At 33.2% G+C, this 26,030-nt stretch carries 21 protein-coding genes; 7 read left to right on the top strand and 14 right to left on the bottom strand.

Translation table 11 applies throughout. The features are described from left to right. Window positions 1-34: 34 nt before the first annotated feature. Together secD and secF are read left to right on the top strand one after the other, a co-directional pair. Entirely contained in the window at window positions 35-1,453 is a 1,419-nt protein-coding gene (gene secD / locus AD60_RS05925; RefSeq protein ID WP_103876747.1) for a protein translocase subunit SecD, read from the top strand. Continuing rightward, the gene (gene secF / locus AD60_RS05920) at window positions 1,453-2,361 is read left to right on the top strand and encodes a protein translocase subunit SecF (protein WP_103876746.1); all 909 of its coding nucleotides are present in this window, start codon (window positions 1,453-1,455) and stop codon (window positions 2,359-2,361) included. Before secD ends, secF begins: the two co-directional genes overlap by 1 nt. A gap of 44 nt (window positions 2,362-2,405) precedes the next feature. On the opposite strand, the gene AD60_RS05915 is transcribed toward secF, so the two are convergent. Further along, the gene (locus AD60_RS05915; RefSeq protein ID WP_103876745.1) at window positions 2,406-4,796 is read right to left on the bottom strand and encodes a WD40 repeat domain-containing protein; all 2,391 of its coding nucleotides are present in this window, start codon (window positions 4,794-4,796) and stop codon (window positions 2,406-2,408) included. 298 nt (window positions 4,797-5,094) lie between these two features. Here AD60_RS05915 and AD60_RS05910 point away from each other — a divergent pair, with 298 nt between their 5' ends. After that, complete coding sequence (locus AD60_RS05910) at window positions 5,095-6,204, top strand: alanyl-tRNA editing protein (protein WP_103876744.1); 1,110 nt, start codon at window positions 5,095-5,097, stop codon at window positions 6,202-6,204. A gap of 34 nt (window positions 6,205-6,238) precedes the next feature. Here AD60_RS05910 and AD60_RS05905 read toward each other — a convergent pair whose 3' ends face one another. Both AD60_RS05905 and AD60_RS05900 read right to left on the bottom strand, forming a co-directional pair. Beyond that, window positions 6,239-6,922 (bottom strand): thioredoxin fold domain-containing protein, encoded by a 684-nt coding sequence (locus AD60_RS05905; RefSeq protein ID WP_158248393.1) that lies wholly within the window; start codon window positions 6,920-6,922, stop codon window positions 6,239-6,241. Window positions 6,923-6,938: 16 nt separating this feature from the next. Further along, entirely contained in the window at window positions 6,939-7,622 is a 684-nt protein-coding gene (locus AD60_RS05900) for a cytochrome c biogenesis CcdA family protein (protein WP_103876742.1), read from the bottom strand. A 369-nt stretch (window positions 7,623-7,991) separates the two neighbouring features. Here AD60_RS05900 and AD60_RS05895 point away from each other — a divergent pair, with 369 nt between their 5' ends. Further along, window positions 7,992-8,234 carry an SHOCT domain-containing protein gene (locus AD60_RS05895; RefSeq protein WP_103876741.1) on the top strand — a complete coding sequence of 81 codons (243 nt, stop codon included), beginning with the start codon at window positions 7,992-7,994 and terminating at the stop codon, window positions 8,232-8,234. Window positions 8,235-8,319: 85 nt separating this feature from the next. After that, window positions 8,320-8,547, top strand: a complete 228-nt coding sequence (locus AD60_RS05890; RefSeq protein ID WP_103876740.1) for an SHOCT domain-containing protein — start codon at window positions 8,320-8,322, stop codon at window positions 8,545-8,547. Window positions 8,548-8,630: 83 nt separating this feature from the next. Here the strand turns inward: AD60_RS05890 and AD60_RS05885 are convergent, their stop codons facing one another. From AD60_RS05885 to AD60_RS05865, 5 genes are all read right to left on the bottom strand, one after another. Then, window positions 8,631-9,515, bottom strand: a complete 885-nt coding sequence (locus AD60_RS05885) for a glycosidase (protein ID WP_103876739.1) — start codon at window positions 9,513-9,515, stop codon at window positions 8,631-8,633. A 40-nt stretch (window positions 9,516-9,555) separates the two neighbouring features. Next, window positions 9,556-10,386: a carbohydrate ABC transporter permease gene (locus AD60_RS05880; protein WP_103876738.1), complete on the bottom strand. Its 831-nt coding sequence runs from the start codon at window positions 10,384-10,386 to the stop codon at window positions 9,556-9,558. After that, window positions 10,383-11,267: a carbohydrate ABC transporter permease gene (locus tag AD60_RS05875; protein ID WP_166667792.1), complete on the bottom strand. Its 885-nt coding sequence runs from the start codon at window positions 11,265-11,267 to the stop codon at window positions 10,383-10,385. The genes AD60_RS05880 and AD60_RS05875 overlap by 4 nt, the downstream gene beginning before the upstream one ends. Window positions 11,268-11,282: 15 nt before the next feature. Then, window positions 11,283-12,536, bottom strand: a complete 1,254-nt coding sequence (locus AD60_RS05870; protein WP_103876736.1) for an extracellular solute-binding protein — start codon at window positions 12,534-12,536, stop codon at window positions 11,283-11,285. Window positions 12,537-12,613: 77 nt separating this feature from the next. Further along, complete coding sequence (locus AD60_RS05865) at window positions 12,614-13,624, bottom strand: LacI family DNA-binding transcriptional regulator (protein ID WP_103876735.1); 1,011 nt, start codon at window positions 13,622-13,624, stop codon at window positions 12,614-12,616. A gap of 390 nt (window positions 13,625-14,014) precedes the next feature. Between AD60_RS05865 and AD60_RS05860 the strand changes: the two genes are divergently transcribed. Continuing rightward, entirely contained in the window at window positions 14,015-15,361 is a 1,347-nt protein-coding gene (locus AD60_RS05860) for a hypothetical protein (RefSeq protein WP_103876734.1), read from the top strand. A gap of 95 nt (window positions 15,362-15,456) precedes the next feature. Then, window positions 15,457-17,670, top strand: a complete 2,214-nt coding sequence (locus AD60_RS05855; RefSeq protein ID WP_103876733.1) for a hypothetical protein — start codon at window positions 15,457-15,459, stop codon at window positions 17,668-17,670. Between the two features lie 101 nt (window positions 17,671-17,771). Here AD60_RS05855 and AD60_RS05850 read toward each other — a convergent pair whose 3' ends face one another. The 6 genes from AD60_RS05850 to AD60_RS05825 all read right to left on the bottom strand — a co-directional run bounded on the left by AD60_RS05850 (window position 17,772) and on the right by AD60_RS05825 (window position 25,904). Next, window positions 17,772-19,955, bottom strand: a complete 2,184-nt coding sequence (locus AD60_RS05850) for a TIM-barrel domain-containing protein (RefSeq protein ID WP_103876732.1) — start codon at window positions 19,953-19,955, stop codon at window positions 17,772-17,774. A gap of 21 nt (window positions 19,956-19,976) precedes the next feature. Continuing rightward, window positions 19,977-21,620, bottom strand: coding sequence for a glycoside hydrolase family 66 protein (locus AD60_RS05845; protein WP_103876731.1), 1,644 nt, complete (start codon window positions 21,618-21,620; stop codon window positions 19,977-19,979). Between the two features lie 16 nt (window positions 21,621-21,636). Then, window positions 21,637-22,479 (bottom strand): carbohydrate ABC transporter permease, encoded by an 843-nt coding sequence (locus tag AD60_RS05840; protein WP_103876730.1) that lies wholly within the window; start codon window positions 22,477-22,479, stop codon window positions 21,637-21,639. A gap of 14 nt (window positions 22,480-22,493) precedes the next feature. Next, a complete protein-coding gene (locus tag AD60_RS05835) occupies window positions 22,494-23,378 on the bottom strand; it encodes a carbohydrate ABC transporter permease (protein ID WP_103876729.1) in 885 nt (294 codons plus the stop codon). Between the two features lie 78 nt (window positions 23,379-23,456). Then, window positions 23,457-24,704, bottom strand: coding sequence for an extracellular solute-binding protein (locus AD60_RS05830; RefSeq protein WP_103876728.1), 1,248 nt, complete (start codon window positions 24,702-24,704; stop codon window positions 23,457-23,459). 12 nt (window positions 24,705-24,716) lie between these two features. Then, window positions 24,717-25,904 carry an ROK family protein gene (locus AD60_RS05825; protein WP_103876727.1) on the bottom strand — a complete coding sequence of 396 codons (1,188 nt, stop codon included), beginning with the start codon at window positions 25,902-25,904 and terminating at the stop codon, window positions 24,717-24,719. Between the last annotated feature and the right edge of the window lie 126 nt (window positions 25,905-26,030).

The following is a 26,030-nucleotide window of genomic DNA, read 5'->3' as shown; positions in this document are numbered from 1 at the left end:
GTTTAACTTTAACTTTGTTCAGGGGGTGAAATAGTTGAGGAATAGAAGGATACGAATACTATTTACTATAATAGTTTTTGTTTTTGCACTATTAGGATTAATTCTACCTTTATCTGATAATGTGAATGATATAAGCATATTCGGTTTTTTCCCAAATATAAATTTAGGCCTTGATATTCAAGGGGGAGTACTGTTAGAGTATAGTTTAGATGTACCTGAAGAAGCGGATACTTCTAATGTTGTAGATAATGTAATCACAGTTCTAAGGAGAAGAATGGACAATGCTGGTTACACGGAGGCGATAGTTTCCGAAGTTGTTTCCGGTGGAGAAAGCAGAGTTCGCGTTGAGATTCCAGGTATATCAGATACTCAAAGGGCTGAAGAACTTATAGGTAGTAAGGGGAAACTTTACTTTGCAGAAGTATTGGAAGTTGTGGAATCTACAACTACTCCACAAATTACAAGAAATAGAACTATACAAATAAATGGGGAAAAAATAGAAATGTATAGTTACGTTAAGGATAGTAATAACCCTAACCTTTGGTATAGGGTAAAAAATGTTTTCGAATTTGGAGATGCCCCTTTTCAGATTACCGGTTTAGATGTCACTGATGCCGTAGCTTCTCTTAATAGTCAAGGAGCTGGATTCGTAGTTAATTTGAATTTTAATAATGAGGGAAGAATGAAATTTGAATTGGCTACCGCAAATTTAATAAATCAAAGGATTGCGATCATTTTAGATGATGAGGTTATAATTGCACCTGTTGTTAGAGAAAGGATATCGCAAGGAAGAGCTGAAATCAGCGGAATAGAGAGTATGGCAGAAGCACAAAACATCGCTGTTTTGATAAAGTCAGGGAATTTACCGGTAGATTTGGTTAAATTTCAAGAAAGAACACTTGGCCCTACTTTGGGAAGAGATATTGTGACCACAATTATAAACGCTGGAATCATTGGGCTTATAATAGTAATGATTTACATGATTATAGTTTATAGATGGATGGGAATAATTGCTGATATTGCTCTGATATATAATTCACTTTTGTTAATGGGAGTTTTAAGTTGGACAGGAGCAATATTAACTCTACCAGGTATCGCTGGAATAATCTTAACTTTTGGTACCACAGTTGATGGAAACATTATTATATACGAAAGAATAAAAGAGGAACTTAGAATAGGAAGGCCCCCTTTAACTGCAGTAAAGTTTGGATTTAATAAAGTTTTTTCAACTATTTTTGATGCCAATATTACGACTATTTTAGCTGGTTTAGTTTTATTCTTTTTAACAAGTGGAACTATTAGAGGCTTTGCGGTCACACTCATAATAGGTGTTTTAGGTGCAATGTTCACCAACCTTGTTGTAAGTAGATTGCTATTAGAAAGTTCTTCTCACTTCTTGAAGCCAGAAAAGTATGTGAAGGGAATTGTTGTGGGAAAAGGGGGCACTAAATAATGCCAAATATAGATTTTGTTGGAAAAAGGAATTTTTTCATATATTTATCTCTTGCTTTGATACTTTTTTTTGTAATAGTGATTTTTGTAAAAGGGTTCAATTTTGGAGTTGATTTTTCTGGTGGTAGTGAGATTATCGTATCTTTTGATAAAAGTTATACAATAGATGAATTGAGAAACGGTTTACGAACAATTAATCCAGATTATGCCACCGCAAAGATAATTCAAACTAACCCTGGTGGAGGAACTTCGGAACGATTCTTTTATATAATTACAGTAAGAGATTCTTTTCCTATCTTGGAAGAAAAACAAGCGTTTATAAATAGTTTAGAAGAATCTTTTTCTGATTCCAATTTAAACATTGAACAATTCAATGATGTTTCAGGTTATGCGGCTAGGGAGATTCGATCTTATGCTTGGTATGCTGTTATTATTGCTTTGATGGTTTTATTAGCTTATATAACCATTAGGTTTCAATTCTCCTATGCTGTTGGAGCGATTTTAGCTTTAGCTCATGACGTTTTAATCACCTTAGGTTTTTATTCTCTCTTTGGTATAGAAATGAACTTAACCGCTATAGCCGCATTTCTTACTTTAGCGGGTTATTCTTTAAACGATACTATTGTTATTTACGATAGAATAAGAGAAAATAGATCGAAAAATCATGGGATGGATATAGAGAGAGTTACCAATAAAAGTATTAATGAAGTTATTGTAAGATCACTAAATACTTCCTTGACTACATTCATAGTTGTTTTTATTATGCTTCTTTTGGGAGGAAGATCAATAGCTTCATTCGCATTTGGATTAACTGTGGGAGTCATAATTGGGACTTATTCTTCCTTGTATATTGCCAGTCCGATTGTTATCAGTATGGTAAAGAGGCGTAAAAAAACACAAAAAGCTTAATTAATAAGATAATAAAATTAAAAGGCCCTCATTTGAGGGCTTTTTTAAAGGGTGACAAATGCTTTTTTAATATATCCTTCTTTGTCAATATATTCTACTTTATAAGTATCTCCTAAAACTCCCTTTAATTTTAGAAGGTCTCCTCGACTTGCAATAGCTATAATTTCCCCTTCCTCGTTTGTGATTTCTGCTTGATTAGTGAATACTTGAAGATATATGTTCTCAAACTTCAAATTAACATATTTTGTGGATTTATTTCTATCATTGTCGTAAGCAGATATTTCAAGGACATTTGATGTAAGCTTTTCAGGATTTATCTCCAATGATAGATAGTAAGATTGGCTGTTAACTAAAAAAGTTTGACCTAATATTTCAATTTTTGTAATAAGATTATTGTCAAAAGCACTGAGAAGCAGAGAGTTGTTTTTATCTGAGACCAAAAATTCTGAAGGTACGTTTATAATCGGTCCTTCTAATACGGGAATGTTTATAGATTCTTTCCTTTTAAAGGTGACAGCTTCGAAAAGGCTTATAGGATTATTTTTATAGAAAAATTTGTTTTCTTCTTTTTCGGGGATGTTAGTAGTATACTCTCCGTTTTTTCTGTAGGAAACAGAGTAGCCGTTTTCAAAAATAATACTTTTCAAAGTTATAGTATTTTGCTGAAGATCTATGAGACTCAACAAATTACCTTTACTCAAGGCATACAAATACCTTTCATCATCGCTCCAAGCTAAATCATTGATTTCTCCATTGGAAACATTTATAGTTGATTGTAAGGTTCTACTTTTACTATTCCAAATATAGACATTTCCATCTGTTGTTCCTGTAGCTATGTAGTTATCATCGGGACTCCACTTAATTACCTTTATTGGAGATGTAATAATATCAAATTTTTTATATAATTGATTAAACCTTCCATCCCATAAACGTAAAACTCCTTCAAATCCTCCCATAGAAAGAAAATTTGAATTATTAGCCCAATCCAGTGACCAAATAATGTAGGGAAATTCTTCTACGTAAATTGTATTTTTAAAGGTTGGAAAATCTGATATGCTTACCTTTTTATCTAAGCTTGCCATGGCTATTTTATTTTCTTCGTAATTGATAGAAATATCTTTTATCCAATTACTATGAAGGTTTTCAACTTTCTTATAAACACTTAAATCGGGTAGTGTAAGCATATAAACATTATTATCCCATCCTCCTGCAATTAAGAACTTTTCTGAAGGAGAAAGCTTCAAAGTGGTTAATTTAAAATCACTAATTTTCTTATTTTCTTTTAATGTACCTTCAGGATCGTAAAGCGACACGTATCCGGAATTTTCTGAAAGTATCAAATATCCATTTTTTGTTATTTCAAAATCAACTGCTTCTTCAGAAAAAGAAAAATGATTCTCAATTTTTGCTGAATCAATATTAAAAACACCTATTTCACTGTTGGAAGTTAAGTAATAAATAAGATTATTATTTCTTATAATTTTTATAACATCGGGTTTTTTTAATTCCAGTAATTTTTCAATGGATTTTGATTCAATATTTAAAGAGTATATGTTAACTCCATCGTTTACGTAAATAATATCGCTTTTGTTATAACTCCATTCAAGAGATTTAATACTAAAAGTATCAAACTTTAGTTCTTGAACTTTTTTTAAATTAGAAGAATCAAAAAGTAAGATTCTATGATTCAAAGTTAATACAGTAAAATTTTCATTTGATGGTGAAAAAGCGACCTCTCTAATCGTTAAACCTAATGAAAAAGAATCTATTATCTTCAAATCTTTATTCAATACATAAATATTTCCATTCATAGAAAAAGCATATACATTGTTATTTACTATCGCCAATTTAATTATGGAATAATTATCAATTTTAAGGGTATTTATTTCTGTACCATTCGAATAATCTATTAAATAAATCCTACCAGAATGGTCTGCTACTAATATGGTATTCTCATCATAAAATTCTGCGACCGTTGGTATTGTTGAAAACCTCCGTTGAAATTCGACCTTTCTTTTGGTGATATTGTATACGTAGATCGTTTTATCTAAGGAAGTAAATACTATTCTTTCGCCAAAGCTAGATAAAGAGGTGATAGATTCGTTGGTTACGTTTATTTTGTAATTAAGAAGAGAGGTATCGTTGTTAAAAACTTCTATTGTTCCATCATTTTCGGCGATTATAGTATATTTATTGTTGAGGATCCATTCCACATGTGTGGGTATAGAAGAAGTTGAGTAATAATGGTTAATGCACTTTTCCTTCAAATCATAAGTTTTAAGGTAATTATTCTCTACAATTGTGGAAATTTCGCCTGTATTTTCATTTACAAAAAAATCAATAATGTTGGTATGTTCAAAATTATTTACTATTAAATTGGAGAATAAGTTTATACTGAAAATAGTCAAGAAAAAAAGTAGGAAGAATTTTCTCAAAGCACTCAACTCTCTCTCAAAGATTTTTGATTCTCTACTAACTATTATATTATATAATAAAATGATCTTAAAAGGAATCCAAGAATAAAAATTAAAGGTTTTAGAAATTAAACAGTGCTGAAATAGCTTTTGCTGTTCAGTGCAAAAAACTTTTTTAGGTTTGCTGCAGCGCGCAAACGATGTTTTTAAATGGTTTTGATCTTGAATTTGGGGTTTTTAAGGGGGAACCCCCTTAACGCCCGGGTTAAGGGGCGCTATATATAAAGTTTTAGACTAAGAGCAAAAGGAGGCTTTAAATTTGAGTGAAAAAGTAAAGATAATCAATGTAGTAAAGCAAGCAAATAGGTATTTTGCTACCATAGAGAATAACCCTTTTTATCCTGATGGGAAAGGCGGACAAATTGGAGATAGGGGTAAAATTGATACTGCTGAAGTTTTAAGTTCTACAGAAAAAGTTGTGGTCTTAAACAAATATTTACACCCAGGTGAATATTTTTATGAAATAGATGAAAAAAGAAGATTTGATATAGCTCAACAGCATACTGCACAACATATATTATCGGCTGCTTTTGAAAGAATAGCTTCATTAAAAACCGTTAGTTTTAAGATGGGTGAAGAATATTCTACTATAGATTTGGATGGACAAAATATTGGGGAAGAAGTGTTAAATAAAGCCCAAGAACTTTCAAACGATATAATTTCTAAGTGTATAGAAGTGGAAGAAATATTTACTGATAAAGAGGGAGCTCAGAAATACAATTTAAGAAAACCTCTAAGTGATAAAGTAAGTGGTGAAGTGAGGCTGATAAAAATAGATGATTTTGATATATCTGCTTGTGGCGGTTTTCATGTAAAAAATACGGGTAATATCAATCTTTTAAAGATAACAAATACAGAAAAAGTAAAAGGGAATTTAACAAGGATATATTTTTTAGGAGGTCTTAGAACCATTGAGGATTATTCACAAAAAGATTCGATTTTAAAAAGCATTTCTTCTATCTTGACATCTGGATTGTATGATTTAGAAAATAAAGTAGAAAGTCTATTAAATGAAAACAAAGATTATAAGAACCGTATTAAAAAGTTAGCAGAAAAAATGGCTTATCATCTCGCAAGAGATTTAATCGAAAAGGCGGTGATTGTGAACAATAACAAAGTAGTTTACCATAAAAAAGAGGATGAAACCGCAGATTTTCTACACAAATACGTCGATTTAAAAAATTATACACTCATTATTGAGGATGAGAAGAACAAAACCTTTTCTATTTTCTCAAACAATATTAACTGTAAAGAGCTTATAGACAAATTAAAAGTAAATAACAACATTAAAGGTGGGGGAAGCGAAGTAAGAGGTAACATTAACGGCGATACAAAATTTGAAGACATTCTCAAAATATTAGAAAAATAGCCCAAGATTGGACTATTTTTCAGAAATAAATTTTCTAATTCTTAGATTCAAAGATTTTAACGTAAAAATCCTCTAAGTTTTGTTCGTTTGTGTTTTTCTGAAGTAAAACTATATTTGTATACGGATCATAATTTTTACCGGGTTCATAGACTTTGGAATTTGGATCCAAGTCCAATAATCTTTCGATTTCATCTTTTGATAAGTGAAGAGTTTTTGGAAGAATATGGATATCTTTTCCTAATCCATCTTCTATAAATTTATCGAGGCTAATCTCTTCATTTTTTTCATAAGATATATATTTTAAGATATCTATAAATATATCGGCTGGATATCCCCCCATAACTGCTCCAAAAGGGTTTTGTTGTTCGTCGAAGAATATGAAGGTTGGTGTGTATCTCGCACCAAAGGCATAAAACAACTGGCCATAATTATATTCTTCTCCTTGAAATGTGGCTTTTTCAGTTGTAGGATAGATTTCTACAAAAACAAATTCTGTGCGTAGCCATTTTTGAATCTCTTCATCCAACAATGTTGTTTCTTTGAATTGAGCGCACACTGGACACGTTGGAGTTGAAAACATAACGACAACTTTTTTGTTTGTTAACTTGGCAACTTCGAAAGCATCATTGAAATTTTCAAAAACAAATTCATCTAAAGGGACAGAAAATATTGTAATTACTGGTAGTAGAAATAACATTGCAATGAAAAATCTTTTCATAAAGCACACCTCCATTTTATATGACGCTTAGATTGTTAAAAATCCCAAATGAAACCATAGTACCCACTACCATAAGCAAAATACCACCAATAATTCTCAAGGATTTTTGCCATTTTGGCTCTCCTAAGGTTACTTTAGATAATATTTTACTGACAATACCACTAAAGAATAAAAACGGGATGGAAAGTCCCAGGGAATAAACAAAAAGTAAAAGAGCTCCTCTTATTGGTTCTCCTGTTGTCGTTGCTAAGGTAAGAATCGAAGCCAAAATTGGGCTTGCACACGGGATCCATACTAAAGAAATTAAAATCCCAATTAAAAAGGCGGAAAAAAAGGAATTATTTTTATTGTATTTTCTGATGTCTATATTCTTTGCTGAAATCAAACTTTTATTTATCAAAAACAGAAATCCAAATAATATTATTAATACACCAGCAACTATGTTAATAACGCTTTGATACATTGCAAGCATCATACCAATACTACCAGAAATACTGCCTAACAAGGCAAAAAAGAGAGAAAGTCCAAGAAAAAAGCCTAAACTCCTTTTGATGACCAAACGGGTGTTTGAGATATCAGGGATCACCAATGCAAAAAAAACGGGTATTAAAGGGAAAACACATGGGCTAAAAAATGATAATAACCCACCAGAAAATGCCGTTAAAAAAGTAACAGAATTTGTTATGGCAAGAGAATTCATCCACTTTACTCCTTTTTCCAAATGATTAAAAGTTGGCAATACCCCGCTAAGGTATTTTAATTATATCACATTAAATGGAATTTTAGCAATAAAGCTGTGTATTTCTTTGGCTAACCTAATAAGAAAGGGTTGTCTTTTCTTCAATGAATAGAATTTCATTTTTTGTAAGATAGGTTTACTACTTTGGTAATCCATATTAATTTGAGTGTAATAAAAATCGTTTATAATTTTTATACCCTCCCCTTATGGGATGGATAAAAATGAAGCAATTTTATGAAACACGAAAAGGCTCTTAGAAAATTTAAAACAGTGCATGGACAAATTGATGAAACTATAAAAATGCAGTAGTTAGGAAAGGAGGGATAAATTATGATGGGATACGGTTTGGGAATGATAGGTGGAGGATTTTCTTTGATTTTCTTGATAATAATTGTCATAGCAGTGATTTATTTTATTAATAATAGGAATGACGATAATTCGAGTTCATATCACAACAATAATAATGACTTTCATCATCAAGCTGATAGAGCTGAAGAGATCGCTAAAGAGCGTTATGCTAAAGGTGAAATAAGCAAGGAAGAATTTGATCAGATAATGAAAGACTTGAAATAGGATTCAAAAAATTAAGGTTGTAGAGACAAAAAGGCTTGACTATGAGCGGCATGAGTAAATAAATTTCTGGAGAGGAGTGTTTATTATGGGATATTGTTACCTGTGGGGTGCTTATGGGCAGAGTATTCTAGGTGGATATTGGTGGATTATACCTTTGCTTTTCTGGGGACTACTTGTAACGGTGATTGTGCTGTTATTTGGGGCAAACAAAAAGCGCAGCAGCTATCATGCTCTGGACATTCTCAAACAAGAATATGCTCTGGGGCGGATTTCAAGAGAAGAGTATTTGAGCAAGAAAAAAGATTTAAAGTAATATTTAAATATTAAAAGTCGGGAGATCGAATCTACCGACTTTTATTATGAAGTGCTGCTATCAAAAACCCTGCCTAAAAAAGTTCACTCCTTTATCCAATCGAAAACTTCTTTTTTTGAAATAGTAGCCAAAGCTATGTAGTTGTCAGCTCCACCATAGTAAACATAGTATTGATCACCATATTCGACCAACGCATCTGAGAATACGACGTTTGGAACTCCTCCGAAAATCTCCCAGTTTTCCTGAGGCTCTAAAATGGGTTCTTCTGTTCTTTTTAAAACCTTTGTTGGATCTTTTAAATCTAAAAGCATAAAACCCAACCTGTAGATAGGTCTGATATCTTCTTGGACACCATGATACAAAAATAGCCAACCATATGGAGTTTTTAAAGGCGGACCACCGGCTCCGATCTTTAAGTTATCCCAATAATCCTTTCTTGGTGAAGCAATTTTTACATAATTGTCCCAATGCATTAAATCCTCAGAATATGCAAACCAAATATCTGGTTCCAACCTATGAATTAAAATATATTTTCCATTAACCTTTTCTGGAAACAAGGCAGCATCTTTATTAGGACTTTCGGGCAAAATAGTTCCATATCTTTCCCAAGTAAAGAAATTCTCTGTGGAGGCTAAGGATATTTTAACATTTCTCGGAGAATAAGCTGTGTAACACATATAATATTTTCCATCTATATACGTTATTCTTGGGTCTTCGACACCGTATAGTTCCGATAAATCTGATGGTTCAAATACAGGTTTTTCCATTCTATTGAAGTGTATACCGTCCAAACTTACTGCATAGCCTATCCGAGAAACCATATCTTCTCCTTGGGCACGGTACAACATATGGAAGATTTTCCCGTCATAAACTACTGCAGGATTAAAAACAAACCTAGACTCCCACAAATGCATTGGATTTGGACCAAACAACGGGTTTAATGAATGCCTTTTTAACTTCAAATTCAATATGTATCCCTTCCTTTTAAGTACAGTTTTTTGATTGTGATTATTTCAAAGACATTGAAATACCTTGTAAAAAAGCCTTTCTGAAGATAATGAAGATAAGCACCATTGGCAAAGTTTGGATCACTGAACCTGCCATTACTGGTCCAATATATGCACCGTATTCATGATTAAAACTTGCAAGCAACACGGAAAGAGGCATTTTGTAATAATCCTGAATGACGATGAGTGGCCACATGAAATTATCCCATACTCCGATGAATGTGAAGAGCCCAACAATGGCCATAACGGAATTGTTTAAAGGTAACATAATTCTAAAAATAATGAATAAATCGCTGGCTCCGTCGATTTTTGCTGCTTCGATATAGTCGTTTGGGGTCCCTCTAAAACTTTGAGTCATCATAAAAATACCCCATCCGCTCATAATAAAGGGAACAATTAATGCAGCCAACGAATTTAACAAATGCATGTTTCGCATTAATATGTATAAAGGTATCGTAAACATGAATCCAGGAAACACCATTTGGAAGATAATGAAATTAAATATTCCATCTCTTGCCTTAAATCTATATTTTGACAACGCAAAAGAAATAATGGCAGATGTTATTATAACACATACTGTAACAGTGACAGATGCAAATAAACTTATAAAAAATGCCCTTATAAACGGTCTATTCATTCTTTCGGCGCTTTCTAGTATAAATTTAAAATGGTCTAAAGTGAACTTTGTTGGTAGGAATCTGGTATAGATTTCAGCGGAAGGTTTTACCGATGCCAAGAATAGCCATGCATAAGGGTAAAACCAGATTAGAGATAAAAAAAACATTATTATATGAAGAATTACATTTCCAGACTGTATTTTTTTATTTGTCATACTAGATCAACTTCTCTCTCCATAGTTTTCCTTATTATCCAAATCATTCCAAAGCTAATCATAGCAACAAATACTGCCATTGTTGCTGCGTAAGTTGGGTCCATTCTTTGGAATGCTGTAGTAATCATATGCATCATCGGGGTTAAAGTACTTCTCATTGGCCCACCCCCGGTTATCATGTAGGGTTCTGTAAATATTCCAAAAGCCAAAGTAATAGCCAAAACCGAGACCATTATTATGGAGGGATTTAATAGTGGCAATGTGATTTTAAAAAACTTTGTAAGACTTCCTGCACCGTCCAACTCCGCCGCTTCATATAAAGATTTTGGTATAGCGGTTAACCCTGCATATAGTATTAAGCCATAGTAGCCAATGAATTTCCAAATAACTATCAAAGCAATGGAAAACATCGCCCATTGTGGGCTTGTAAACCAAGGAATAGTAATACCGAAAAGAGTATTTAAAGCTTTATTTACGGGTCCATTTACAGAAAAAAGGTTTGAAAACATAATAGAATAAGCAACTCCTGATGAAACATTGGCTAACAAAAAAGAAAGCGATATAAATGTTTTTCCAAACTTTATTTTGTTCAAAGCAATGGCAAAGAGTAAAGCCCCTATTAACACAAGAGGGATATAGTACATCATAAAACGAAAAACATTAGTTACTGTTTTCCAAAAAAGAGGGTCGGTCAAGACCCTCGTAATGTTGCGAAAACCGACGAATTGAGGAGATCCGACAAACCTCCATTTAGAAAAAAGGAGTATAAATAACCATACAAAAGGATAACCCCAAAATATTGCCGCATAAATTAAATATATTGAAGAAATACCGAATCCTTTCCTTGCTTCTTTTTTTGCTAACCCCTTTCTTTTACTCATCATTTTAACCTTCCCTTACCAAAGGATTCTGTTTATAGCTTTAACAGCATCATCTAAAGCTTTTTGAACATCTTTAGTACCGTGCGCCAATGGTTCAATCAATTCAACGGTCATGTTCTCTTGTACATCAACAGTTGTTGTGATTGGTGCAGGGGGAACAGCATAGGGGACATATTCGGCATATTCAGCCGCTAAAGGTTTTGTCTTCCAAAAATCAGCAAATATTTCATTAGTTAATAAATCTTCTCTTGCTGGGGGCATTTTGGTGTATTCTAACCATTTCGAATCAAAATCTTCTTTTGAGAATACCCATTTAACGAATTCCCAAGCTTCTTTCAAATGTTTTGTAGTATTAAAAATTACAAGTCCCTTTGTATCAGCAAAAGTATAAATTGGTTGATCACTTGGATAATTGTCAGGAACTGGTGGCGTTGTAATAACAATATCATCAATGACGTCTGGATACTGATTCTCTGCATAAGCGATGCTCCAAGGCCCCATCAATGTTCCAGCAATAGCTCCGTTATAAAATGGATCGGTACCTAAGTCTACAGCAGTCCATTGGTTATCAAACATTGTTTTGATAAACTGAGCTACTTCTTGGCCAATTTCGTCGTTAAATGTTGCTCTCATCCTTTCAGTATCTATATATGATTTTCCTTTGCCTGCAGCATAGTAATACGTTATAAAGTCAAACCATCTATCCCACCAGTTTCTTCCGGCAATTACTTGAATGGAATATTGTTCCATAGGTACCACAAAGTTTTTAGAAAATTCGTAAATCTCCGAGTATGTTCTAGGGGGATTATCAAAGCCAGCATCTTTCAATAATGAATCTCTCCACCACATCAAAATAGGGTTTGAATAAATAGGTATAACATATGCATTGTCGTTTATTTTCCAGCCTTCTATGATACTTCCCATCTTTCTTGTTTCAACAAGTTCATCAAATCCTTCTAATTCATTTAAAGCTACTAATTGGCCTATATCTGCTAACTGTGCGGCAAATCCCGAAAAAATGTTGGTGGAAATATCCGGACCTCTCCCCGAAGCTATAGCTGTTAGAATAGCTTCTTCTGAACTTCCTGCTGCTGGAATGGTAGACCACTCGATATCAATTTCAGGATGTAAAGCTTCATATTCAGCAACGACTTCCTTCCAAAACATTTCTTGCTGTGGATTAGGAGCGGTCCAAAAAACGAGTTTTGTCTGAGAAAACGCAAAAACCGTCAACAATAACACAATAAACACCACTGTTACCTTTTTCATACTGATCATACCTCCTTTGAATTGGCGTTACTACTCAATGATTATTTGTAACTTTTTAAAATGAGTCATTTTATTTCTTATATTGCTTGGTCACTATTCTTAGCTATTATCGTACTGTCCCTTTCTACAAAAGTGGTGAATAGGGAGATCATTGCTGGATGAGGATTCTTTTCATTGATCAAATCTATTAATCTATTTAAAGCGATATTTCCCATCTCAAATTTGAAAACTTTTACTGTAGACAATTTAGGTTCAGAAACTGAAGAAGAGATAATATCGTCAAATCCAATTAGTTGAATCTCTTTTGGAACATGAATTTTTTTCTTTTTTAAAAAATTTAAAATTATTAAAGCTATAAAATCGTTTGAAGCGAAAATTACATTGGGTTTTTTGGATAAAGATAGATTTAATGCATATAATATACCTTCCGGAGTTTCGTCGCACTCGAATGTTTGAGGCAGCAATCCAAATTCAGTCATCGCTGCGGTATATCCTTCAAATCTATTTCTAAATCCCCAATATGTAAGTGGACCGTGAATATGTGTAATCTTTTTATATCCCCGTAAGATCATTTGTTTTATTGTATAATAAGCACCATCAAACCCATTTGAGATTACCGAATCAACTTTTAAAGCAGGAATGTAATTATCTACCAGTACCTTCGGTAAATCTGAATTTTCAATAAAGTTGGGTAGGCGGTCTCCTCCCATTATCAGCAAACCATCTAAATCTTCCAATAATTTTCTATTTCCATTATCAAAGGTTTCCATTTTTATTTGGATATTGTTTTCTTTTGCTAAAGTTTCTATCCCCGCTAAAACAGTTGTATAGAACTCTCTTATACCAAACGAGTCATTCCCCTTGAGAATTTTGTCTATTCTTTTACTAATGACTAAACCAATGTTATAAGAATTTTTTTTGTTGGCTAAATTTCGAGCGATTCTCGAGGGTTTATAATCTAATTCTTCGATAGCTCGCAGAACTTTTTCTTTAGTTTTTTTTGAAACATTGTCTTTTGAATTCAAAACTCTTGATACTGTGGCTATCGATACACTGGCTAATTTTGCAACATCATCTATCTTTGACATTTAGTAAGACCTCCAAATTGTAAGCGCTTTCAAAAAAATTATAACAGTATCCTAAAAGAAAGTCAAACTTGATTATAGCCGAATAAAGTCAATTGAAGGTAATTATTCTCGATTATTTCAAAAATTCTTCGTTTTTCTAAGAGTTGATATTCGATAAAATGCATTTAGAAAATAAAAAATAAGAAAATAGGAGATTTCAACTGCTAAAAGTCCGTAATTGCTTCTAATTACATATAAACAGTTATAATCGACCTTGCATAGACTCTTTTTAGGTGTTATAATTATTAATAGTATTGTAAGCGCTTACATAACTATAAATTACAAAGTCTGCTTGCTTTGTGAGTATCACATTAGATTTATTTATGAATAAGGAAAGGAGGAGGAATAAAAGTGAAAAAAACCAAGATTTTTGTAACTTTAGTGACGGTTCTTCTTGTAACCTTCACCCTTTTTGCAGAGGAGAAGTTGTTAAAAGTTTCTACCGAGCAAATAACAAACCTTGAGGTTCCATTTGTGGTGAGTTTTTCTGAGTTGTTGGATTTTGTTGGATATGATTTCGATGCGAACTGGAATTCTATCAGAATAAAAGATTCGAAAGGGAAGAATCTTCCCTATCAGATTGTGGATGTTGATCAAAACGGAAGGATTTCTTCTTCAGATTTTCTCCAATTTGTATTTAAGAATGAAGCCAATATCGTTGTATCGGATGATTGGGATTTAGACTTACTACAATTCGAACCAGTTTTCACAATCGAGGAAAAAGATGGGGAATACAATGTAATAAACAAAAATTTTACGGTCAAGGTAAATAACCACGGATTAGCAAACTTTACTAAATTTGGCAACGTGCAAGGAATCTTGTACAATGAACTCGGAACAGCAAGAATTGCTGGCTGGTCAGGTAGCACATACTATGTAGACGGGAAGTTAGGCAAACACGTTGAAACAACATCTATGGGATTAACAGTGAAGGATTTAAAAGTTTTTGATCCAGGACCTGTTGCTGTAACTGTTCAGGCAGTACTTTCCTATGAAGATCTTCCTGGTCTCACACAAAAATTAACCACACATATTTTTAAAACTGGGGATGTGCTAGTAGAAAACGAATTTTCATTCTCCAATTACGTGGACATAATGAAATTACAGGTTATGGCTACAGCACCTTTAACAACCGTTGATGATAGTTCGTTACATATCACTCCTATATTTAGAAGAATGATTTGGTCAGAACAATTAGGAATTACTCCATATGAATATTGGAAAGAAAGAGACGCTATAGAAATAGTTGATGAAAATGCTTATGTGGTATTTCCAGCTATCGATTCAATGAAACCTTTGTGGTGGGGAGCGACATATGCCTTTGTTTCTATGGAAGATTGGAGAGCTAATTTTTCAGAGAAATATGGTTTGATAGCCGCAGAAATATTGCCACAAACATCAGTCGTTTATTCTGACCTTAAAAAATTTGTTTATAATGATTTTTGGTTTTATGAAAGTAGAGAATTTAGAGATGGGATATTTAGATGGATCCCTGGAGAATTGAATAATTATGAAGCTACAAAAGGTACCTTTGAAGGAACGAATGAAGCTGATTGGATGATGAAATTCAAAGCAGGAGACAAAGTAACTTATACGAGATATTTCTCGATTTATTCTGCAAAGGACACCGCAGAAGCTATAAGATTGCTGGAAGGAAGAGCGCATGAGATACAAAACTTAAAACTCATTGTTCAGTAAATCTCTTATTTCTGCAGCATTTATAAATGCTGCAGAAATATTTGTTAGCACAAAGTTTATAGGGAGGAACGTTTATGAATTGGAGGAAATTCTTTATGTTTTCTTTTCTTTTTTTATCTGTAATTTCTTTTAGTGTGCCGGAGATAAATCTTAACCATCTTGAATTCTTAAGGGACGAATTCATAATAGAAGGTGAGTCAAAAATCGGTTATTGGGTATATGCAGAAAAATTTGGAGATACATATGTTCACACAGGGGCAAAAGGCGAAGGAGTAACTTGTGTAGATGATGTAGCAAGGGTAGCAGTGTTGTATACAGAACTTTATAAACTGTATAAAAACGAGCATTACCTTCTAAGAGCAAAAGAAGCTTTAGATTTTGTGATGGCCCTTCAAGACTCTGATGGAGATTTCTATAACTTTATTTTTGATGATGGCAGTATTAATAAGCAAGGAATTACGAGTAGGAAATCAGCAAACTGGTGGGCGGCAAGAGGATTTTGGGCTATTTCAAATGCATTAGGAATCTATAATGAGGATCGGGATTTTCAAAAGAAATTAGAAAGTTCTGCCAAATTAGCGTATAGTTTTTTGTCAAAGAGCTTGGATGACAATAATTTTTTAAATAAAAATTCGGATGTTTCTTCCGTTTTCCTTTTAGGGGTGATTGAATATTACAAATATACAGGGGATGAAAGTGTAAAAGAATTGGCAATAAAAATTGGGGATTCAATTATTGATACACAGATAAAAGAAGGGCTGTTGAAGGGGGCGTTCAACGAAGGAACAGATTACCAATTATGGCACAGTTGGGGTAGTAGGCAAGGGGAATCTCTGATTGAACTGTACAAAATAACAGGAAATTCTAAACATTTAGATTCTGCAATCTTTCTAGCGGATGAATTCTATCCAGTATTGCTTTCACTAGGTCCTGTTTATGAAATAGGAAAGTATATAAAAACGTATCCTCAGATTGCTTATGCAGTCGAACCAATAATTTCAACTTTGGTGAAATTATACTTAGTTACCCGTGAAGAAAAATATGCCCATATGGCTGTATTGTTTGGAGGCTTTTTTGAAAGGAACAACCATTTATCTTCTCCTATGTATGGACCTAACGGTGAGGGTTATGACTCTCTACACTCAATATATATAAACAGCAATGCTGGTGCTGAATCGACAATATGTGCTTTGCTAAGTTTAGTAAGGTTAAAAACCTTACCTCCAGAGATTCAACCATTAACTTCATCTAAGATAGTTGGTGGGCGGCAAACTCTATTGTTTGAAGCTGAGAAAATGAATACAGGCATTTATTCTTTCGAATTAGATAATGCCAACAACATTCGGATTAAGACTGAGGAAAGCATAAGGATCAGACAAAAAATTGACAACTTTTATTCTGATGAGTATGAAGTTTGCATATCCGGGTCTTTTGATTCTAAAACCTACGTTAAAGCTTCTTCTGGAGATAATTCAATAGATAAAAACATAGAGCCGGGCGATGGTATAATGTACGTTGGAAGCTTAAATATGAAGGATAATCGAATTATTTTGTATTTAAAACCTGAAAATGGCTTTATTTACATAGATCAAGTTATTTTAAAACCAATAGATCCCATTTATATATTCGAATTCGACCAATCTTATTATGAATTCTCAAAAGGTAAAATTGAAAAAACAACTTATGAAACAAAAGCAGAAGAAAGTTTATATACCCAAACTGCTGAAGTTGAAGGTATTTTTTTCGAAAACGGCTTTTTATTGAATATAGAAGAGTTATTTAACAACGACGGAATTGTAAGTTTTTCCAACAGAAAATCCGGGAATTTCGATAACTTCGATGGAATAATAGGGGCAAAATACCCAGCAGAAGAACTTACAAAACATTTAGTGAATAATTTGTTATTTTATGAAAAAGAAGATGTATATTTTAAAATTAAAATCGATCGAAACGATAACCTAATATTAACTTCACAAGTTATAAATCTAAAAAATATAGAAAAAAAATTCGATTACATGTACATTGTTGGAGCGAGCGACCATGGAAATTATACAGGTAAGATACTAATTCTTTACCAAGATGGATCAAGTCAAGAAGTGAACATAGCCTTTTCCGATTGGTGCCAATCTCCAATTTATGGTGAAACTATTTTTTTGGAGTTTGGTTATAGATACGATAGCTTAGGAATCACAGAAAATATCAATCCGAAAATGTATTTGTTGAAGATTCCCCTAAAATCTGTACCTTTGCAATCTATCTTTTTGCCTCAAATTCCAACGATGCATATCTTTGCCATATCTTTAAAGTGAATTTAAGAATGCATTATGCTTTTTGAAAATAGAAGAGTAAAACCCATTTTTGAATAGTAGATTCTTAGACAAAAAGGACTTGGGAGTATCCCAAGACTTTTCTAAATGAGCATATCTTTTTTGATGACACTTCCATCACTGTCGTATATTTCGAAATGGATCTTTTTTATTTTCAAAATATTTGCTGGATCGTATGGTTTCACATCTATTTTGAAATCGCTGTCTACTTTTGTTATATCTATCTTTAAATTACCAAACTCACCTTTTGTGAAGTTGTAAGTAGTTCCATCGTCATCATAATAATTGTAAATAGCGTGATCGCTAACCAAACCAATGACTGTCAGTTCTGTAATGTCTTTTTCACCAACATAATTCATAGGTTCGGACAGAACTATCAAGCTATTCTCTTTTATAAAAAGAGGAATTTCGTTTAAATCCGCCTCAATGTAATAATCACCCGGTTCATAAACCTTCATATTTCTTTCTTCGTATTTAGAAGCTGTCCAATTTAGCCACTTCACTTCTGGCAAGTGTACGTATCTTCCCTTTTTGTTTTGTTCATGAACCGTTCCCACCATCAAGGAATCTCCGTACATGTACTGATCTTCTATATCTTTTACCCTATCCCCTTCAAATACAAAAGATAAAGGTTTTACAAATGGGACCGATTCCTTCACGGAGTTCATATATTCTGAGTAAGTATAAGGTATGAAAGCGTATCTGAGCCTCACTATATCTCTCATGATGTTCAATGATTCTTCGTCGAACTGCCAAGGTTCTTGAGACCTTGTATTTAGTGCGGTGTGGTTTCGGTAAAAAGGTGTGAATGCTCCTAACTCCATCCATCTTATGACTAATTCGGCAGATGAATCTGCTCCAAAGCCACCAACATCAGCCCCTGTGTAGAAAAATCCCATCATATTTAAAGATTGCAGCATTCTTATATTAACAAGCATATGTTCCCACCAAGATTTATTATCTCCCATCCATATTGAAGCCATCCTGTGAAGGCCAGGATAACTGCTTCTTGACAGTAGCAGGTATCTTTCATTCGGTAATAACTCTTTCAACTCATCTGCAGTCGCTTTCGTCATATTGAATCCATATAAGTTATGAACTGTATCGTGATTTATTAAACTACCGTCATCTAGTTTGTGAAAGAAGCTACTATAATCTTCTTTGTTGTTGGCTATGTTTAAAAGTGTTTCTTTTGCCAAGAAAACCTCTATTCCGGCATTTTCCTTATTTTCCTCCAAATATCTCAACAGTTCAAAAAGCTTGTTTAAACCTTTAGGAGTATAAAATATTGAAGGTTCATTCATATCGTTCCAAAAGCCTTTTATTCCCATATCTGTAAAGAGTTTATACTTCTTACCCCACCATCTTCTAACTTCTGAGTTCAAAAAGTTTGGAAAGTGCGTAGGTCCGGGCCAAACAGCTGCAACAAAGTCATTACCCTTTTCATCCACACAGAAAAAGCCTTTTTGCTTACCTTCTTCGTACATTTCATATTCCTTTTCTATCTTTACCCCAGGGTCTATAATCGGTATAATTTTTATTCCTATTTCTTTTAGGTCCTTCACCATCCCTTCGAAGTTAGGAAATTTTTCTTTGTTTATTGTGAAAACCTTGTAACTATCCATGTAATCTATATCTGTGTAAATGACATCACAAGGGATTCCAGTTTCTCTGAATTTTTTTGCTACATTTCTAACTTCCTCTTCAGAGAAATAACTCCACTTTGATTGCTGAAACCCAAAGGCCCATTTTGGAGGGATGTAAGGTTTACCTGTTAAATTAAAGTATTCCTTTATTATGGATAGCTTTTCATCAGTATCAAAGATATACAAATCAAAATCTTTTGAAGGAACGGTTATCTTTAAAATATCTTTATCTGTGAATCCTATGTCAAAGATAATTTCAGAAGGATAATCAATGAATAATCCGAAAGTACTTTTTCCATCCAAGATCATAAAAGGATGAGAACCGTATAAAGACATTTTTTCAGGGGTGTGTTCAGGATCATCTGTGTTGTAGAATCTGTAGATTTTACCTCTTTTGTTCAATGCCCCAAGAGTTTCTCCTAATCCATATACAACATCTTCTTTTGACATCTTGTATACGAAATTTATTTTGTTGTTTTCTTCTTCAACTTGAAAATATGGGAAAGTATCGTTTTGTTGGAAATCTTTGCTTTCTAATTCAACGATCACCGCCCCTGTTTTAAAAGGTTTGCCGCTTCTGTACAAAGTAGTGTATTGCGTTAACTGCATCATTGTGAACATGGATAAATCCTCCTCAAGTTTTTATTCTAATTCCATCAGAATAGTTGACCAATATTCAATTGTTGGAACTTTTACAATTAACCCATTTTCTGTTTCTGAAAAATCTATTTTTGAAAAAAACAACTGATTATCAGCTGAAGCAAAATATACATTTTTAATATTGTTTAAAGGAATAAAAATTTCTATATCATTGATTGTATTGGGTTTTTTTGTTTTCATTCTCCAAAAGTCTGTGCTTATCCCTACGAAATTGACAAGATTAATGAAAACATACTTAGAATTCATCTTAACATTGTACCATATAGAATCTTTTTTTGGGTTCAAAGATAAATTATTTCCTTTTAATTCTACTTCTTTTTCAAGGATATCAAATAATTCTTCATATCTTACTTGGTAATCGTAGTAATTCCTAAGTTTATTTAGTAAATCTTGACTTACAATATCTGCGTCACCAGGGAAATAGGGTCCTCCAAGTATTAACATATATTCTCCCAGTTCTAATCTTCTTCCACCACTTATTGCAATAACAGCATCGGTCAAAGTAATATTTTCTTCAAAAGAGGGATTAATGTAAGCAGCAGTTATGACATCCTTTTTGCTTCTTTCCTTAGCTTCTTTGATCATTTTGTACATATCTTCATATGTATTACATGATTCCCAAGGTTCAATATAAATCATGTCTGCTTTAGTTTGAGATTGAATTTCCTTAGGCCAATTATTAACATAATTAAAGATTACAGGAGCTTCTGTTTGCTGTTTCAATTCATTTATGAATTCCTTAAAACCTTTAGATGTTATGTAAGGTTTATATTCGTTATCTTCTAAGTAAAAAGATGCATAATCTTTAGGGTATCCATATTGATCTAAATGTATCCCATCAAATCCAAAATTTAAAGTTTCTTTACATTGTTGTATAAGAAATTTTGTCCAACCTGAATCTTGATAAGTATTTGTGATTAAAATTTTTTGATAAAAATCAACCGGTTCATAATTCTCACCTTTTATTTCGTATAACAACCACTCGGGATGGTCTGAGCCAAGATTTCTTTCTACACCGTAAATAGGGACATAAGCCATAGAAAAAATATTATTTTCATGCCCTTCTCTAATTAATTCTTTTAAAACAGAATTTGATATATTTCTTTCTCTATTCCAGGCATCTTTGTAATTTTCTTTTTTAGCAACTAGATATCCATAATCATACATCCAATCGTAATATTGCAAAGAGTTGATATGGTATTGGGCTAAATAATCCATCGTTTTTTCGGTGTTAAATCTTCCTTCGCCAAAATCTGTTAAAAACCCATAGCGAGGCGACTCAGTCCATGAATTTAAAACCGAAAGGCCCCTGCTTAAGATCAGATTATCATTTACATAAAAGTCTAATCCATACCCTCCAACTTTAGAAGGAGCTTTTAAAGATATTTGCATGATTTCTCCCACTTTAGATATGTTCATACTTAATTCATTGATTGTTTGAATATCTTTAGTTATAACAATTTTAATTTTTTTAGTTTCGTTAGGAAGATTCAACAATCTTAGATTTATAGAATCATTTGGATAATAAAATGATTTATCAAACAAAATGTCCATACTTTCACCTCCAAATATTGATACGAATAAAAGCAAGTTGTAAAAGCTTAAAAATATGATTTTCTTACGCAATTAAAAGCTCCTCCTTTCAAAGTTTTAAACCTCCTTCAGAAACTGATTGTATAAAATACTTTTGGAAGAGGACATAAACTACTAGTACGGGTGCCAAAGAAATCATAGTTCCTGCAAATAAAACATTCCATTGAACGCTAAATTGACCTTTGAAAGTCATTATACCGATAGGCAATGTCCAATTGTTCTTTGAAGTTAATATCAAAGATGGCCAAAAATAGTCATCCCATATTCCCAAAAAAGACATTATAGTTAACGCTCCTACAGGAGGGAGAGCTTGTGGGAAAACTATATAAATAAATCTCTGCCAGGCATTGGCTCCATCCAATTCTGCACTTTCTTCGTATTCAACAGGCATAGCCTCAAAAAATCCTCTCAAAAAAAAGGCGTTGAATGCAATCCCTCCTATGCCTCCTGTTAAAATAAGTGTAATTTTGTTATCCATCAACCATCTTATTTTACTAACAATGTCGAATTGAGGAATTATGAGAAGTAATCCCGGTACGGCTAAAGTAGCAATTAGAAGGGAGAAAAAAGTTTCTTTTCCCGGAAAATTATACCTTGCAAATCCATATGCCGTTAAAGTGGATAATAGAACATTCAAAATAATTGCAGGAAGCGTTATGGTAACGCTATTTACAAAGTATCTGGCAAAATCTGTTTCTTTCCAGACGGTTATATAATTTTGGAATGTGGCAGGCTTAGGGATTAATTGAGGTGGAACGGTGAAAATATAACTTGTTTCCTTTAAGGAAGTTATAAACATATAGTAGAATGGAAAAGTCATTATTATTGCTCCTAAAATTAAAATACAAAAAACAATTATGTTAATTATTTTTTTTGATTTTTTTCTTTGCATTTTTTCACCCCTTATTAGAAACTTCTTTTAGCTAATAGTTTCCTTTGGATTTGAGCTATGGTAAAAACAATAAGGAAGAAAATTACTGATATTGCTGACCCGTAACCAAAATGGAAGTAATCGAAGGCTTCTTTAAACATATATGAAGACAAGACCTCCGTTGATCCCATCGGTCCCCCGCCAGTCATAACGTAAACCGAAAGAAAAACATTAAATCCGCCAATTGTAAGCATGACAAGTTCGAACACAATTGTGGGTACCATTAAAGGTAAAGTAATTTTAGTTGTGGTTTGCCAGCTATTAGCTCCGTCTAAAGAAGCCGCTTCGTAAAGTTGTTTAGGTATTCCCTGAAGTCCGGCTAAGAAAATAAGCATCGACCACCCTATGCCTTTCCATATGCCCAATGTGTAAATAGGTATCATTGCTGTTTTTGGGTTGGATAGCCATGGAACATCCTTCTGTATTATATGAAGCAAGTCTTTTAATAGAAAGTTTACTAAACCTCCTCTTGCAGCAAAGAGATATTGAAACAATATTGAGACTATTACCCAAGAAGTGATGACAGGCAAATAGTACAGCAACCGAAATAAAGTTTGACCTTTCATTTTTCTATTTAAAAGGAGAGCTACTAAAAAGCCAAAAATCATTTGTCCAGGAACCGTAATTAGTGTATAAAAAATCGTATTCTTAAGAGCTACATAAAATTTTAGATCTTGAAATAATTGGGTATAATTTTTTAAGCCAATAAATTTATTAGGAATATTAGGATTAATATTCCATTTATATAAACTCATAATAAAACTTTTTATAATCGGGTACAAAGTCCACGCAAAATAACTGATCAAACCAGGCAAGACAAAAAGAAGGCCCACCAATTTTCTTCTCTTTTTCCTAGTCATTCTTTATTCCTCCTATAATACAAGAAATTATATTAGGTGGAGGAGAATATCCTCCACCTAGAATTTTACTTTCCATTCTTATCTATAGTCATTCAGAATTTCTTCAATTTCATAAGCGGCGTTATCTAAAGCATCCTGTGCCTCTACTCCTCCTATGACCGCATTTTGCCAGGCACTATCCAAAATATCGTTGATTTCGTTCCAAGCAGGATGAGGGGAGCGAGGAACTGCTGTTTCTAATTGTTTTAGATAAACTGGGAAGAATGGATGTTCTTTAATTTCAGGTTCGTCAAGTAATCCATTCAATATTGGCATCTGACCTACAGTTGCAAATTTTAGCTGAACATCCTTTGAGGTCAAGAATTTTACAAATTCCCATGCTTCTTCTTTGTATTTAGTAGAGTTGAAAATAACTATGTCTTCACCGCCGACAACAGACTTGGATCCGCCTTTACCAGCAGGAATGAGGGAATAATTAATTTCTGCATCGGGATACTGACCTTTTATAATACTCCAAGACCATGGGCCATCAAAGGTCATAGCATAAATACCTTCAGCATATCCTTCTAATACACCAATTCCCCCTCCTCCGATAGGAGCAATATAGCCTTGATTGTATAAATCTTTAAATGTTTTTAAAGCTTCGACACTTTCAGGTGCATTTACGTATCCTTTTGCCTTCGAATTTGTTGGATCAAGGATTTGACCACCAAAAGAATATATCCAAGCCATACTATTCCATGGTCCGAAACCAGTATCTGCAAAACCCCATTGGTCAATCTGTCCGTCTCCATCAGTATCTTTGGTTAAAGTTTTGATATATTTAATAAATTCTGCCATATTTGTTGGAGGCGAAGTTAATCCACTTTCTTCAAACATTTCACGGTTCCATAACAAAACTCTTGTATTTGTATCCAAAGGAACTCCATAATAGTGACCTTTCCAGTAATTTGTAGCCAGTGGGCCAGGTAAAAAATCATCTTTAATTTGTTGAAAATCCTTAGGAAATTCTTCATCGACTGGCAATAAGACGCCAATATCAGCAAATTGTGGGACCCAGATAATATCCATCCTCATAACGTCAGGGTATTGTGCAGCTGCTGTGCTTACGATCAATCTTCTTCTCATTTCATCGTAAGGAACTTGAACTTCTGTAATTTTAATATCAGGATGTTCTTTTTCAAATTCCGGTATAATTTCTTCAGTTAATAGTTTATACTCTCCAGAAGCAGTAGAATAACTATGCCAAAAAATAACTTCCTTAACCTGAGCTAACATGAAGGTGCTAATAAGTACCACAACCAACAAAAAGAATGCTTTTTTCATAATACCTCCTCCTCAAACATTGATATAAAACATCTCCTCTTGAATTACTTGATACACACCACCCAACATCCATGCTTTTGGTCCTAAGTTATCAACATCGTAAATCACCCTTTCACCTAAAGTTCCGAAGGCATTTTCTCTTGCATAGTTTATAGAGTTTTCTAAGAAATAATCTGAAAACTCTAAGGCTTCTCCACCTATCAAAAAGTATTCAGGAGTAAAAATATTGATTAAATTTTTTATGGCTGTTCCTATTAATTTTGAATATTCGTTGAAAACCTCGTGTGATACTTGAGGATCTTCTTTTAAAGCTAATCTTATAAAGTCAATTTCTGATAACTCCGTATTTTTAAACGTTTTATAATATTCTTTGAGAAGAGTGTTTTCACTTTTTGTGTAGATCTTATTAACCAAAGATTCAAAGCTAGCTTCTGCTTCTAAGCATCCATAGCTACCACACCTACATCTATTTCCATTCTCTTTTATAGTCATGTGTCCAATTTCTCCGGCGCCGCCGTTTCCAGTGTAAAGATTTCCATTTACAATAAGTGAACCCCCTATGCCAACCCCAAGAGTCATAACTAACGCATGTTTATAATTTTTTAATTTTCCTTTCCATAAGTGAGCAAGTGTGAAAGAATCAACATCGTTTATTATGTAAACAGGTACCTTTAAGATATTTTTTAAGATTTTGCCAAGTTCAACGTTTTTCCAATTTAAAATAAAAGAATCTAGAACAACACCTTTTGTTGAATCGATTGTACCTGAAACAGCTACAGAAGCTCCGACTAAATTATTTTTGCTTTTTTGTTCAACGTATTCTTTAATCAGACAGGAAATTTTATGGGGGTCAAACTCTTCTCCAAACTCTGTTCGTTCCTGAGATAAGATATTTCCAGTTAGATCAGTGATTATCAGTTGAAGATATCCCAAACCTATCTTCACACCTAAAATATTTCCGAAATCTGGGTTAATGCATAATAGAATGGGTTTTCTTCCTCCGGTCGAATTGCTTTCCCCAACTACCCTGATCAAACCCTTCTTTAGTAAATCAGAGGTAATCTTTGTGACTGTTCCACCACTCAAACTTGTTTTTCTTGCTAGTGAAGCTCTGTCAATTTTTTTTTCTAAAAAGATTTCCTTTAATATGGTTTTTTCATTTATATCCCTAATTAATTCTCTGCTACCTACTAAAGCCAATTTTTCTCCTCTTTTCTATAAATTTTAGAATAATTTTATTATCTTACTTTCTTTACTATCGAAAGTAAGTTTATGAAAATTATAAATCTATTTACAAAAATAGTCAAGTTTAATTACAGCAGATTA

Source organism: Petrotoga sp. SL27 (genome assembly GCF_002924605.1).
Classification (GTDB): domain Bacteria; phylum Thermotogota; class Thermotogae; order Petrotogales; family Petrotogaceae; genus Petrotoga; species Petrotoga sibirica.
This window is presented reverse-complemented; position numbering and strand designations above follow the sequence as displayed.